Source organism: Limosilactobacillus portuensis (assembly GCF_014838735.1).
GTDB lineage: Bacteria > Bacillota > Bacilli > Lactobacillales > Lactobacillaceae > Limosilactobacillus > Limosilactobacillus portuensis.
The window spans coordinates 91,044-105,891 of record NZ_JABUXQ010000003.1 but is presented as its reverse complement, the minus strand read 5'-3'; the positions used below and the strand labels follow the sequence as shown (position 1 = coordinate 105,891).

12 protein-coding genes are annotated in these 14,848 nt (G+C 42.2%); 6 read left to right on the top strand and 6 right to left on the bottom strand.

Annotation, left to right across the window (positions count from 1 at the left end):
- Nucleotides 1-5 precede the first annotated feature (5 nt).
- Together mfd and pth are read right to left on the bottom strand one after the other, a co-directional pair.
- Nucleotides 6-3,521: a transcription-repair coupling factor gene (gene mfd, locus HUK49_RS01765; RefSeq protein ID WP_191912430.1), complete on the bottom strand. Its 3,516-nt coding sequence runs from the start codon at nt 3,519-3,521 to the stop codon at nt 6-8.
- Nucleotides 3,522-3,962: 441 nt separating this feature from the next.
- A complete protein-coding gene (pth, locus tag HUK49_RS01760) occupies nt 3,963-4,523 on the bottom strand; it encodes an aminoacyl-tRNA hydrolase (protein WP_102168308.1) in 561 nt (186 codons plus the stop codon).
- Between the two features lie 272 nt (nt 4,524-4,795).
- On the opposite strand from pth, the gene cbpA reads away from it, so the two are divergent.
- Nucleotides 4,796-5,431, top strand: coding sequence for a cyclic di-AMP binding protein CbpA (gene cbpA, locus HUK49_RS01755; protein ID WP_191912429.1), 636 nt, complete (start codon nt 4,796-4,798; stop codon nt 5,429-5,431).
- A 317-nt stretch (nt 5,432-5,748) separates the two neighbouring features.
- Here the strand turns inward: cbpA and codA are convergent, their stop codons facing one another.
- The 4 genes from codA to acpS form a co-directional block, all read right to left on the bottom strand.
- Complete coding sequence (gene codA / locus HUK49_RS01750; protein ID WP_191912428.1) at nt 5,749-6,987, bottom strand: cytosine deaminase; 1,239 nt, start codon at nt 6,985-6,987, stop codon at nt 5,749-5,751.
- On the bottom strand, nt 6,977-8,353 hold the full coding sequence (locus tag HUK49_RS01745; protein ID WP_191912427.1) for a cytosine permease: 1,377 nt from the start codon (nt 8,351-8,353) through the stop codon (nt 6,977-6,979). Before HUK49_RS01745 ends, codA begins: the two co-directional genes overlap by 11 nt.
- Nucleotides 8,354-8,536: 183 nt before the next feature.
- Nucleotides 8,537-9,661 carry an alanine racemase gene (gene alr, locus HUK49_RS01740; protein WP_191912426.1) on the bottom strand — a complete coding sequence of 375 codons (1,125 nt, stop codon included), beginning with the start codon at nt 9,659-9,661 and terminating at the stop codon, nt 8,537-8,539.
- Complete coding sequence (acpS, locus tag HUK49_RS01735) at nt 9,654-10,016, bottom strand: holo-ACP synthase (RefSeq protein WP_191912425.1); 363 nt, start codon at nt 10,014-10,016, stop codon at nt 9,654-9,656. The genes alr and acpS overlap by 8 nt, the downstream gene beginning before the upstream one ends.
- A gap of 253 nt (nt 10,017-10,269) precedes the next feature.
- Between acpS and HUK49_RS01730 the strand changes: the two genes are divergently transcribed.
- The 5 genes from HUK49_RS01730 to dltD are packed head-to-tail and all read left to right on the top strand — an operon-like array spanning nt 10,270 to nt 14,722.
- Nucleotides 10,270-10,413, top strand: coding sequence for a teichoic acid D-Ala incorporation-associated protein DltX (locus HUK49_RS01730; RefSeq protein ID WP_102168321.1), 144 nt, complete (start codon nt 10,270-10,272; stop codon nt 10,411-10,413).
- 16 nt (nt 10,414-10,429) lie between these two features.
- Entirely contained in the window at nt 10,430-11,956 is a 1,527-nt protein-coding gene (dltA, locus tag HUK49_RS01725; RefSeq protein ID WP_191912424.1) for a D-alanine--poly(phosphoribitol) ligase subunit DltA, read from the top strand.
- Nucleotides 11,953-13,167 (top strand): D-alanyl-lipoteichoic acid biosynthesis protein DltB, encoded by a 1,215-nt coding sequence (gene dltB / locus HUK49_RS01720; RefSeq protein ID WP_191912423.1) that lies wholly within the window; start codon nt 11,953-11,955, stop codon nt 13,165-13,167. Before dltA ends, dltB begins: the two co-directional genes overlap by 4 nt.
- A 27-nt stretch (nt 13,168-13,194) precedes the next feature.
- A complete protein-coding gene (gene dltC, locus HUK49_RS01715) occupies nt 13,195-13,434 on the top strand; it encodes a D-alanine--poly(phosphoribitol) ligase subunit DltC (protein WP_003717840.1) in 240 nt (79 codons plus the stop codon).
- Nucleotides 13,427-14,722 carry a D-alanyl-lipoteichoic acid biosynthesis protein DltD gene (gene dltD, locus HUK49_RS01710; protein WP_191912422.1) on the top strand — a complete coding sequence of 432 codons (1,296 nt, stop codon included), beginning with the start codon at nt 13,427-13,429 and terminating at the stop codon, nt 14,720-14,722. The genes dltC and dltD overlap by 8 nt, the downstream gene beginning before the upstream one ends.
- Nucleotides 14,723-14,848 lie beyond the last annotated feature (126 nt).

Genomic DNA, 14,848 nt, shown 5'->3' with positions numbered 1-14,848 from the left:
TCTTTCTATTGTTTATTTTTCTTTAGGTTGCTCAACGCCGTGACAAACTTAAGAAGCTGGTGGAGCCAATCATCAACCGTCATTTTCGGTTGAATTACCAGCCGGACATTTAATTGCTGATCATTTTCACCAATTGTTGCCTTAAATTTTGTCTGGGCCAACTCTTTAATAATTTGTGGCGCCGTAATGTTCTGGCTTCCCTTTTCTGTAAAAGTAATCATGATCTGATCACGTTGTCGTTTGATGCTTGCAATCATCGCTAAATCCGCATGTAGTTTCAACTGACTAATCAGGAGTAAATTCCCGACAGCCGTTGGATAATCACCAAAACGATCAATTAAATCACCCTGAATATCAAGGAGTTCTTCATCACTGGCCGCAGTGCGGATGGTCTTATATAACTCAATTTTTTGTTGTTGATCGTTAATGTAATCATCAGGTAAGTAAGCTTCGACACCCAGTTCAATTTCCGCATCTGACTTATCAACTTGCTTTTTCCCCTGCTTCTTAGCAACAGCATCACTCAGCATTGAAGAATAGAGGTCATAACCGACCGAGTCAATAAAACCATGTTGCTGCTTTCCCAGAAGATTTCCAGCACCACGAATTGAGAGGTCGCGCATCGCAATCTTAAATCCTGAACCCAGCTCGGTAAAATCGCGAATTGCCGCTAACCGCTTTTCACCCAACTCCGTTAAAACTTTATTGGGCTGGTACATAAAGTAAGCGTAAGCAACCCGATTGCTTCGACCAATTCGGCCGCGAATCTGGTACAGCTGGGCTAATCCCATTCTATCGGCATTCTCAACAAAGAGAGTATTAACATTCGGAATATCAACCCCGGTTTCAATAATCGAAGTCGTCACTAACACGTCATATCCGCCCTGAATAAATTCATAAAGGACTGACTCAAGCTGGTTCTCACTCATTTGGCCGTCAATATAGCCAATCCGCGCTTCGGGAACCAGTTGTTGCAAGCGAGCTACGGTCTCTTCAATATCCATTACCCGGTTATGCAGATAATAAACTTGTCCACCCCGCTGCATTTCCCTAAGAATCCCATCTCGAATAGCCCCTGAATTTTGTTCCATCACATAGGTCTGAATCGGATACCGACCAGCAGGAGGCGTCTCCAAGACAGACAAATCACGAACACCAAGCATTGACATATGAAGTGTTCGTGGAATTGGCGTGGCTGTCAACGTTAGGACATCAACGTTGTTCTTCAATTGTTTCAGCTTTTCCTTATGTTTAACCCCAAATCGTTGTTCCTCATCAACAATTAACAGCCCCAAGTCCTTGAAATGGACATCTTTAGATAGGATTCGGTGGGTACCGACAACGACATCAACCGTCCCGTCAGCAAGCCCCTTTTCAGTTTCCTTCAACTCTTTTCTTGTCTTGAAGCGGGACATCAATGCGATCTCAATCGGGAAACCCTCAAATCGTTTTTTCATCGTGTCATAATGTTGTTGAGCTAAGACGGTCGTTGGTACGAGAAAGGCTACCTGTTTTCCGCCAGTAACTGCCTTAAAAATCGCCCGTAAGGCAACTTCGGTTTTCCCGTAACCAACATCCCCGACTAGCAATCGATCCATCGGTTTTGCTTTTTCCATGTCCTCCTTAATTTCCGTAATGCTTCGTAATTGATCGCGGGTTTCGGAATAAGGAAAGTTAGCATCAAATTGCTTTTGCAGGTAATCATCCTTAGGAAAGGCATACCCTTTTTCGGTTTCCCGCTTAGCGTATAGGTCGACCAACTCGTCAGCAATATCTTCTACTTTAGAGGCAACGCGGCGTTTAGTCTTAGCCCATTCGTTGCCACCCAACTTGTTAATGTGCGGGGTCTTCGATTCAGCAGAAACGTATTTTTGTACCAGTTTTAATTGGGTAACCGGAACAAAGATTTGCGCATTATTCCGATAATTAATTACCATGTAATCTTGGTGAACGCCATCAACTTCCATGGTCCGGATTCCGCTAAAGATCCCAATCCCGTGGTTAACGTGAACGACATAATCTCCTGGCTTTAGGTCTAAGTAATTCTTAATCCGTTCAGCGTTAGCAAGTTTCTGTGGACGAATTCGCCGCTTCTTGACCTGCTTAAACATTTCTCCCTCAGTAATGATTACTAGTCCCATCTGAGGGATCTCAAAGCCATTTGCCAGGTTAGTTGGCACTAGCTGAACGACATTTTGTTGAAGATGATTCAGCTCGGTTGAGGTAACTTTAATACCAAAATCATCCATTGTTTGGGCAATTTGGTTTCGTCGCTCCTTGCTGGTCGCCATTAAAATAACGGTTTGCCCCTGATCGAGCCACCGTTGCATTTCAGTTTTCAACAGTGGCATTTGGCCAAAGAACCGTTGCATCGTTCGACTACCAAAGTCAGTAAGAACCTTAAACCTTAACTGGCCCATCCCCTTGCGGAAGAGTGCCCAAAAGTCTTGAGCATGTTTGTCACTGCTAATTAATTTACTAACATCATGACCAAGGCTAACTGCTTGCAAGATTTGATGATGTTTAGCCTTATCTTCTAACCATCCTAATTCTTCTTCACCGATCTCTTTAGCCGTCTGCTTAATCCGCGTCCAATCATCAATATGAACCGCCCCATCAGCAGAAAGATAATCCAGAAGAGAATGCCCTTGCGGATAAATCAAATTAGTATAAGTAAGAAATTCGTTAGTTAACTGATGCTGCTTTAGATCCGTAAGCAACGGTTCAAACCGGTTTGCCAGTTGCTCTAGCTCATCTTCTCCATCAGCCTGTTTTTTCAACTGCTCATACTGTTCGGCTAATTTTTCTTCTACTCGCTCAAACTCATTAACCGGAAGAATAAAGTCAGTTGCGGGAAGAATCTCAACCTCATCAACGTTTTTAATGCTTCGTTGCGTACTAGCATCAAAATACCTCAAGGAGTCAATTTCAGTGTCAAACAGATCAACCCGGACCGGATCATCGGTATTCAAGGAGTAGATATCAATAATTGATCCCCGGACAGCAAAGTCTCCTGGCCGCAGAACCATCTTTTGGCGCTGGTACCCCATTGAACCCAATTGGTCTGCCGCTTTTTCAGGATCAATTTCACCGCCGACTTTAAGTGATAATTCTGCCTGTTTAAACAATTCTGGCGCAACAATATTTCGTCGAAGACCAGCAGTCGATGCAATTACAATTGCTGATTTGTTATTAATTAACGCGTTCAATGCTTGAACCCGTTGCAGCCGATAATTCGGTGAACTTGTTGCTACTTCAGCAGCTAAAACTTCTTCTACTGGGAATTGATAGATTTTTTCCTCTGGTAACAGGTTCTCTAAATCCGCTGCCAGCTCCTGCATATGAAAAAGACTATCAGTAATCACTAATTGAGGCTGATCAAGGTTCTTCTGCAATGCCGCAAGCAGCAACGTTCGTGCCGATCCTGAAATACCAGTGATTAACTGCCGCTGATGCTTTTGAATTGCCGTCAAAACCTGTTTAAATTCCTTTGTTCGGGTGCAAAAGTCTGTTAATTCCATGGCTTCTCCTCCTTTCTGTTACATTTTTATTTACATTGTGAATTTAATGTTGAAATGCGCTCGCCAGGAACTTGCTAGAGATAATGTTCTAGGCGACTGAGCCGAAACGTGCTTTGCCCGAGTTTCCTCGAGCTAACGACCTCGCTCTTAGGCGCAAGTCGCCTTCGTCAGGAGAAATTGCTAGCTTTCCGAAAACTCTTTGGGGCGAAGACACTCTATTAAACGCGCTCGCCGTGACCGCAACTTCCGCCTAGATGACGCTCTAGGCAACAAAGAACGCGCTCGCCCTAACCTTCCTTGAGCTGATGTTCTCGGCTACATAGTCGAAATGCGCTCGCCAGGAACTTGCTAGAGATAACACCCTCCCTCCTAGGCGCAAGACGCCTTTGTCGGGAGTTAGTGTTATCTTTCCGCAAGTTCTTTGCTGGCTCGCGCTCTACTCTAGTTATATTCATTCATCAACTGAGCAAAGTTTTTGCCGTTGATCCAGTCTTCGAGGGCATGTTCGGCGGTAAGGACGGCTTGATCAAAATCTGGACGTTCTTCTTTAGTGAATTTACCGAGAACGTGGCTAACAACGGTGCCATGTTTAGGATGATCAATTCCGACCTTAATGCGATTAAATTTATTAGTCCCTAATGCGTTAATGATGCTCTTCAATCCATTATGACCACCTGATGCGCCATGAGTCTTCAACCGAACTTTACCCACTGGCATATCAAGATCATCATTAACTACTACCAGATCATCAAGGTCAAGATCATAGTAATCAACAAGCGGTCCAACAGCTCTTCCAGAATCATTCATGAAAGTAGTTGGCTTGACGAGCATTACTTTCTCACCGTTGATCATTCCGGTAACGGCAACAGCCTCTTGCTTAAGATGCGTAAAAGCTCCTAGGTGATAATCACGGGCTAATTGTTCCACTACCATAAAGCCTGTATTATGACGAGTTTCATCATAGCGCGTTCCAATATTTCCTAAGCCGACAATCATTTTCATTATTTTAATTCGTCCCCTTTAAGTCAAATGCAAAAAGGCCGCCTTAGTTGCAGCCTAATGCTTATTTACTTCGTTCAATTCTGATTATGTAGAATTACCTGAATGTTATTATACCCTAGCCGTAACTAAAACTAAAACAATTAACGTTACCATTCTTTGGTTATCATATTAGTCATTCTTAATCCTCTCATTTTGTTCTAATACTAAGATCAATTCTGTGTTATGATGATTTATGCACTTAATACGTTTTAATTTAGTAAAGGAAGAACATTATGATTTTTAGTTCGCTTATTAAGAAAAAGGCAGATCTGACCACATTGCCTGAAACCGCAACTCTCCAGGAAGCATTGACCGTTCTTGAAAATACTGGATATCGTTGCGTGCCGATTTTAGATAAGTCTGGGAAAATTTTCCGTGGCAATATCTATAAAATGCATATCTACCGTCATAAGTCACGAAATGGCGATATGACACTTCCGGTAACTTCACTACTAAAGAACTCTACCAAATTCGTTTCCATTAATTCTGCTTTCTTCTCTGTATTCTTTGCGATCCGTGATCTCCCATACATTGCAGTTTTGGACGAAAATAACCAATTTTATGGCATCCTAACTCACAATCGCTTACTCCGAATGCTTGCAGCCGGATGGAACGTTAACAACGGTAGCTACGTTTTAACTGTCGTTGCCCATGACGAACGGGGGGCTTTAATGAATGCCGCAAAAGAAATCACCCGTTTCTGTCAAATTGTTAACGTTATTTCTTTAGATCCCGATCATTCATCTGTTAAGCAGGTCCTGTTCACCTTACCGACCGATGTTGATCATGACCGAATGGAACGAATTGTTCGACGGTTAACCAAAAGAGGCTTTGAAGTTACTGAAATTGAAGATTTACATGAAGTATAAAAAAAGGAACCAAAAAGTTGGTTCCTTTTTTAGATCTCTGTGTAATTAACGACTTCAGCAGAGTCAAAACGTTCTAGGCAACTGAGTCGAGATCTGCTCGCCAGGAACTTGCTAGAGCTAACAACCTCCCTCCCAGATGCTTTCAGCATCCAGTCGGGAGAAATTGTTAGCTTTCCGGAAACTCTTTGGAGCGAAGGCACTCTACTTTAAAGGTGCTCAGCCTAAGCTCCCTCAAGATAACGAACTCTCTCCTAGGCGCAAGACGCCTTTGTCGAGAGAAATCGTTATCATCCGGGAGCTTTTTACGGCTTCACACTCTACTTTAAATTCACCCTTGTTTCTGCTGGTTTGGTTTGGGCAAGGATTTTACCGTGGCGAACATTGGCTAATACTTCGACATGCTTATTCAAGGCATTGTAAAAGTCAGGAGCATTTAACAAGATAAAGTTAGCTGGCTTACCAACCTCAATTCCATACTGATCGGTAATATGAAGAGTTTTAGCTCCATTATACGTAACGAACTTGAACGCATCTTGAAGCTGATGGTAGCCCATCAAATGACCAGCATAAACACCCATGGTTACAGCATCAAGCATGTTCCCATTACCAAGCGGATTCCATGGATCTTGAACATCGTCTTCACCAAAGGAAACGTTCATCCCCGCTTCGGTTAATTCCTTTACCCTGGTCATTCCGCGACGCTTCGGGTAAGTATCAAATCGGCCACCAAGGTGAATATTAACTAATGGGTTAGCAACAAAGTTAATCTCACTTATCTTTAATAGGCGGAATAACTTATAAGTATAAGCATCATTATACGACCCCATTGCAGTCGTATGACTTGCGGTTACTCGATCTTTCATTCCCCGTTCATAGGCTTCGGTTGCCAAGACTTCGAGGTTCCGTGAAGCAGGGTCATCAATCTCGTCACAGTGAACATCAACCAGCCGATCATAATGGTCCGCTAACTTCATTAAGAAATGAACTGATTGCCAGCCATACTCAGTAGTAAATTCAAAATGAGGAATTCCACCAACAACATCGAGGCCTTCCTTAACAGCTTGTTCCATTAGTTCACGCCCATGAGGGAAACTCAGAATTCCTTCTTGCGGAAAGGCTACTAACTGTAAGTCAATCTGATCCTTTAATTCTTCTCGTAACTCCAATAAGGCTCGGGCAGCAATTAAATGCGGATCCGTAACGTCAACGTGACTCCGAATATGCTGAATTCCGTGACCAACCATGTTCTTAATCGTTGCTTTAGCTCTCTGCTTAACGTCTTCAATCGAAAGATCCTGCTTCCGTTCGCTCCAAATCCGAATGCCATCGAATAACGTTCCCGTTTCGTTCCATTCAGGCTCACCAGCCGTTAGTGTTGCATCAAGGTGAACATGGGAGTCAACAAACGGTGGCAACATCAATGCACCATTGCCATCAATAACTTTTTCATCTTCACGCGGCTTGATTTCAGCGGCGATTTCAGTAAATTGACCATCAGTAACGCGAACATCTTTTAACTCTTCATCATTATCAATGTGAACACTCTTAATTAGCATGACGTGATCCTTTCCGGTCATAAATGGCCATTAAAATGTAATAAAGCAATCCGCTTAGTACCATATCAACAAATGTTGCCCCAACTGTATTAGCAAAAATTGGCATTTGGTGAACCGCAATAAAGAATACTACTCCTAAAGCAAAGACAAGGTAAGCAATCCAGTTAAAGCCGTGATGGTACCAATACTTACCGTTAATTAAACCTAATTGTTTAACGTCATAGTGACGGTGCGCACGAATATAGAAATCAGTACAGATGATCGCAATTGTTGGTCCCAGAACCATCCCAACATAATCAAGGAAAGATTCAAAAGTATCCAAGAAGCTCCCAACAAACATTGGAATAAAGGTCACAATTGTTGCTAAAAGAACCACGATCCATAATGAGTATTTTAGCCGTAGCCGAATAAAAATATTCGATAAGGCTGATCCGGCGGCAAGCAGGTTAACCGCGTTGGCAGTCATTGACGTCAAGATAATTACTAAGAACGCTACAACACCAAGGCCTAACTTACTTGCAATTGTCGATGGATCCGAGTTATTAGCATTATAAACGCCGCTTGAAATTGCAATACTAATCGTGGAAATTAAACCAATAAAGGCAAACCACACAACCCCAATCAATGCTCCCCAAAATGGTGTATGGATCGCATTATTCTTGATTGAAGTAAAGCGGGTAAAGTCAGCACCGGCAGTCACCCAAGCCAGGTTAAAAGCAGCTACGTAATCAATCGCTGCTCCAGTAGCCATCCGTGCCTTTGCCGGTACATGCCAGCCAATGATTTGATCCATCGAAACTGTCTTAAAAACAGCAACAGATTCCCAAAGGACAAAAATAAAGACAAGGACAATCCCGATTCGTTCAATCAATTGAACCGACCGTGAACCACTGGAAACACTGATGATGTGAAGAATACTCATAATCAAAATCCCAACAACTAACCCTTTGTCACCACCTGGTTGTCCCCAAAGCGGCCAGTGAAGCAACTGGTGGAAAATAAGACTAACTGATTGAGCAGCGATAAATGTATTAACTGCCGTCCAGCCAATAAACTGGGTAATGTTAACCAGTGATGGTAAGTAGCTTCCGCGTTCCCCAAAGGATGCCCGGCTAATCGCCATGGTTGAAACACCTGTTTTGTAACCAATATAACCGATTAGGCTCAAGAAAACATATGATAAGGCTGACGAAAGAACAAGTACCTTCATTGCCACGGCAAATCCACAAGCAGCAAGAACACCACCGACAAACCAGGTTCCGTTATTTGCGTTTGCCCCAACCCAGGTTGCAAACATGTCCCATCTTGTTGTTCGCCGACTCTTCATGGGAATACTTAAGATTGGCGTGTGTTGTTTATCTTCCACAATCGTTCCTCCTAAATAAATAACCTTGAGTCCCGTAAAGAACTCAAGGCTATCCAATCTCTGCGTGATCGACTGTGGATCACTGCTTATTAATTCGGTAGTCTTTTGTAGTCTCACGGGGCTACATTAAAGGACCTATAAAATTATCTAAATTATATCAAATGGATCAACGATGTCAAGCAACTAATCAGTATAAACCCGGTGAACACGGTTACTGATATTTGTCATAATTTCATAGTTGATTGTTCCTGCTCGATCAGCAAGATCGTTAGCTGTGATTTTCTTGTCTCCAGACCGCCCCATTAAAACAACTCGTGTTCCGACTGGGTAAGGCTTAGGCAGACGGATCATCATCTGGTCCATGCAAACCCGCCCGGCAATATCACAAAATTGACCGTCGACAAGAACCTTGTAGCCCGTCATACAACGTGGATAGCCGTCAGCATAACCGATTGGCAAAGTTGCCAGCCATTCATCTTCTTGCGCGGTATAGGTTGCACCATAGCTTACTGATTCACCAGCCTTGAGTTTCTTAACAAAACTAATACTGGTAACCAGCTGTTCCACTGGTTTCAAATCAAGGGTCGCGGCCAATTCACGACCGGATGGATTTTGCCCGTACATTGAAATTCCCATTCGAACAGTATTGGCCGTGATTTTTTCTCGGTGCCACATTCCGGTAGCGGAGTTTGCCATATGGACAAACGGTGGTAACTCAGTCAAACTATTGACAAATTGTTCCCACTTATTAACCTGCTTGTTAAAGTAGCTATCATCGGCACTATCTGCAGTTGCAAAATGGGTAAACATCCCTTCAAATTCAAATTCGTGGTGCTCACGGACGAACCTAGCTGCTTCATTAAAACTTTCAACAGTTGTAAAGCCAATCCGCCCCATCCCTGAATCAATCCCCAGGTGAACCTTCAACGGCTTAGTCCAATGATTGGCTACTGCTAATTGATGATAGTCTTCAAGCCAGTCTAACGAACCAACAGTCAACGATACTCCTGCTTCTGCAGCAATATGAGCATTCTCCACGGGGGTAATTCCTAAAACCAAGATTAATGATGTGATCCCACTATCGCGTAATTCTAGTGCCTCATCTAGGATTGCAACACAGGCACCGGTTGCTCCAGCACTAATCGCTGTTTGTGCCACCGGAACTAGGCCATTCCCATAAGCATTCGCCTTAACAACCGCAAGGATCTTACTATTAGGGGCCAGCAACTTTTGCTGCTCATGAATATTGTGCTTAATTGCTCCTAAATCAACAATTAATTTTGTATCTCGTAATCGTCCACTAATCATTTTTATCCTCCAAAAGAATTTCTGTGATGACATTTACTGCAGTATGGCTAACCGATGCATGGACACGACCAGCAAACGGTGCTTTAGTAACAATTGGAGCTCCCAGCTGGTTATCAATAACCTCAATATCTTGAAAGCCAACTTCGCTACCAATTCCAGTTCCATACGCCTTTGAAAAGGACTCCTTTAATGACCAACGACCAGCTAAGTATTCCAATGCACGTGAACCATTCAGTCCTTCATACTGCTTTTGCTCTGCCGGTGTCAATATTTTGTTAACGAATTGGGGATGCTTTTGCCGCATTTCCTGAATTCGTTTAATCTCAGTGATGTCAATTCCAATTCCTTTAATCACTGTCATAACCTCTTAATTTAATAAAATTTACCTATCATTATTACTTGAACTCTTATTTTCGCATAAATAAATAATAATTCGCAAGATTACATTATTTTACTTTGAACCTTACCGCAAATTATCTATAATAAATAGGTGTAAAAATTTAATTACGAATATCTTAAATTTTTGCTGGAACAATTAACTAACTTACTATGGCGCGCTAAACTCGTTATGGTATATTAGCTTTTATGAGCGAAAGGAGCGATTCGTAATCTTTAGTAAAAGTATTAAGAATCATCCTGCACTAATATTCATCTTAAAAACGGTATTCTACTTTATCGTTATTCTCCTGCTGATTTACCTTTATGGTTATTATGGAGCAGGTCAAGAACCGTTCATTTACAATGAATTCTAATGTGGAGGAAATAGAATTGAATACAAATATCGTTACTGTCTTTGACCAAATTGCCAAGGATAATTCAACGCGGGTTGCTTATGACGAAATGGGAAAGCAGACAAGCTATGGTGAATTAAAAGCCAATTCAGACAGTTTAGCTGCTTGGCTTACTAAGCAAAATATGACCCGTCAAAGTCCAATCCTCGTATTCGGTGATCACCAAGTCGAGATGATTACCAGTTTCTTAGCAGCATTAAAGGCGGGCCATCCATATATTCCCGTCTCAACTGATTCCGCGATTCCACGGATTCAATCAATTCTCGATACTGCTAAGCCAGAATTAATTATCGCTGTTGATGATTTTCCAAGTGATAATCTCAATTTCGATGCTCGAGTAATTTCTAATGAACAACTAACTAATGTTTTAGCGGATCACCAAGAGTTTACCCCTACTGATCCCGTTTCTGGGGATGAACTGGCCTACGTTCTCTTTACTTCTGGAACGACTGGTTCACCTAAAGGGGTTGAAGTTAGCCATGATAATTTCAAGACCTTCGTCGATTGGGTTCTTGATTCAGATTTCAATATTCCTGAACACGCTAACTTCCTTGGCCAACCGCCATACTCATTTGACTTATCTAATATGTACTGGTTGCCGGCACTATTAAACGGTGGAACCATCAAAGCTCTTCCGCACTCAGTGGTGGAGAACTTCGGCCAAATGTTTACCGCATTGCCAACTCTGGGCCTCAACGTCTTTGTCGGTACACCATCATTTGCTGATATGTTAATGCTTAGCCCTGCATTTAATGAAGAAAAAATGCCAAGTTTAAGCATCTTCATGTTCTGTGGCGAAGAGCTTACCGTTAAGACAGCTAAAGCCCTTCACCAACGCTTCCCTCATGCCCGAATTTTTAACACTTACGGGCCAACTGAAACAACGGTCGCAATCTCTGGAATTGAAATCACCCCAGAAATCATCGCTAATAATGACCGGCTCCCAGTTGGTTACGCTAAGCCAGGTGTTGGACTTTCAATCTGGGATGGTGACAAGCAACTAACTGAGCCAGGCCAACAAGGTGAAATCATCATCAGTGGTAACAGTGTTGCGCGTGGCTACATGAACAACCCTGAGAAGACTGCTAAGGCCTTCTTTAAGATTAACGGTGTGCCTGCTTACCGGACTGGTGATGCCGGAACTCTTGATGCAGATGGTCTCCTTCATCATAAAGGGCGGATGGACTTCCAAATCAAGCTCCATGGTTTCCGGGTTGAACTTGATGAAGTACGGGCTAGCCTTGAAAAGAGTCCGCTCATTAAACAAGCCGTTGCCGCTCCAAAGTACAACAAGAATGGTCAAGTTGCCCACCTCATTGCTTACGTTATTCCTAAGGAAGAGGTTGAGGATCAGGAGCAACTAACTAAGGAAATTCGGGAAAGTCTTAATGGTTTGATCATGCCTTACATGATGCCAACCCAATTCATCTATCGGGATTCATTCCCAATGTCTGCAAATGGCAAGATTGCAGTTAAACAACTAATCAAAGAGGCTAACCAATGATTAATTGGCTCGCAAGTTTGCCGAATTTCACTGCCTACGGGACACCAGTTTATTTTATTTACTTACTACTTGCCCTGCTTCCCCTAGGCATTGGACTTTACTTCGGCAAACGTTTCCAGTGGTACGAAGCGCTAATTAGCTTCATCTTCATTTTCCTGATGTTTGATGGTGCTAGTTGGCAACAGCTCTTTTTCCTAATTGCGTACGTTATTTACCAAACCATTTTGGTAATGTACTACCACCATTACAGAAAAACTAATAATTCTACCGGTATCTTTTACCTCTTCTCATTTCTTTCTTTGATCCCAATCATTGTCGTTAAGTTATCTCCGGCAATGGTCGGTCATAACTCGCTTCTTGGTTTCTTAGGGATTAGTTACCTTACCTTCAGAGCGGTTGGGACAATCATCGAAACTCGTGATGGGATGGTAAAGGAAATCACACCTTGGCATTTTATTCGCTTCATGCTCTTCATGCCAACCATTACTTCTGGACCAATCGACCGTTACCGGCGTTTCTCTAAGGATTATCAAAAAACGCCTGAACGTTCCGATTACCTCAAACTTGTTGAAAAGGGGATCTATTACCTATTCCTCGGTTTTCTTTACAAGTTTGTCATCGCCTACTTCTTTGGCCAACGCTTCTATCCACACTTTGAACAGGCGGCCATGGGCGATGGATTATTTTCGTGGAACATGCTCGGTGTAATGTACACTTATGGGTTCTACCTGTTCTTTGATTTTGCTGGATATTCACTCTTTGCGGTTGCGATTAGTTACTTTATGGGTGTTAAGACCCCAATGAACTTTAAGCAACCATTCAAATCTAAGAATATCAAGGAATTCTGGAACCGGTGGCACATCAGTTTATCATTCTGGTTCCGTGATTATATCTTTATGCGGTTTGTCTTTATGGCAACTAAAAAACGCTGGTTTAAGAACCGGAATACATTATCCGCAACAGCATACATGTTAAACATGCTGACAATGGGATTCTGGCACGGAATTACATGGTATTATATTCTATATGGATTCCTTCACGGACTGGCACTTGTTATTAATGATTGGTGGCTGCGTTACAAGCGTAAGCACTTGAAGAACCTGCCACATAACAAGTTCACAGAATGTGTTGCCATCTTTGTAACGTTTAACTTTGTAATGTTAACGTTCTTACTCTTTAGTGGTTACCTCAATACTTACTTCTTCGGGTAATTGAGATTTATTTAGGAGGATTTTATAATGAAAGACGATATTATTAACATTTTAGCTGACGCAACTGGTCGGGATGCAAGTGACTTCAGTGATACTAGCGAAGACTTATTTGCAGATGGTTTATTAGACTCAATGGCTACTGTTAGCGTGCTCCTAGCACTTCAAGATCAATTCGATATTCAAGTACCTGTTTCCGAATTTGACCGGAGCCAATGGAGTTCAGTTGATAAGATGGTTGACCGTGTAAAGGAGCTCCAAAATGACTAACCGCAAGCGACTGTGGTATATCTTTGGCCCAGTTATTCTTGCCTTTGTTCTGATTTTAATTCTTTTTACAATGCCTTTAGGTAGCCACTATTCAGCTAAAACTGAACAACGGGCTGCTTCCTCGCTTAGTCCCGTAGTTTTCAAAAACCAAAAGTTGAAACAACAGGCACTTTCTGATAAGAATACCCGCTATGTTCCGTTTTTTGGTTCAAGTGAATTACGGCGGTTTGATAATTTCCACCCATCAATTATGGCGGCACGTTATCATAACTATACCCCGTTCCTTCTAGGACAGCGTGGAGCACAATCACTCCCCCAGTTCTTTAACATCACTACGATGGAGGGCCAGTTGCGAGATAAAAAGGCCGTTTATATTGTTTCGCCACAATGGTTTGTTAAAAAGGGAATTTTACCCCCGGCTTTTAAGTACTACAACGGTGAATTAGCTGACTTAACCTGGTTAAAGAAAGCTAATCCAAAGTCACCATATGATCAGTACGTTGCCAAGCGGTTAATCCAAATGATTGGTAATGATGGTTCAGTTGCTGAAGACGCTGCTAAGATTGCTCAAGGAAAGCCTTTAAGCAGTTGGGATAAAGCCATTTTAAGTTTCCGGTTGACGCTGTTACAACACCAGGATGCATTATTTTCAGGAATCCAGTTAGATAATAATTATAGCCACTTCATTAAGCCACAGATTCACAAATTACCGGCTAAGTATAATGAAGACCGACTGCACAAGATGGCAGTTGATGAGGCTGCTAAGGAAACTGACAATAATGACTTCCACGTTAAGAATTCCTTCTATACTAAGAAGGTTAAGCCTAACTTGAAGAAGCTTAAGGGTTCGCAACGCCACTTTAACTACAACCAATCACCAGAATATGGCGATTTACAAGTTGTCCTCAACCAATTCAAGAATAACAACACAAACGTTATGTTCGTTATTCCTCCTGTTAACGGTCAGTGGGAAGCATACACTGGAATGGATATGCAAATGTACTATCGCACCGTTAACAAGATTAAGTTCCAGCTTCAACAACAAGGATTTAACAACATCCTTGACCTTTCTCATGACGGTAACAAACCTTACTTCATGGAAGATACAATCCACATTGGTTATGCTGGCTGGGTTAAATTTGATAGTGCGACAAGCAAGTTCATTGAACAGACTCAACCTCAACCACACTATCACATGAGCGATGAGTTCTTGACCAAGACCTGGGCAAACCTTATCCCTACTCAACAAAACCTGAACCAATTTAAGGAACAAAAATTGAATAAGTAATATTCAGTAAATCTCAGAGTGAGCTAATCTCATTCTGGGATTTTATTTGATCAAAAAAAGCGGCTCAAGAGGATTTTCCTCTCGAGTCGCTTTTGGATTTAAGTAGCTAACTAAGCTAACTTGCTA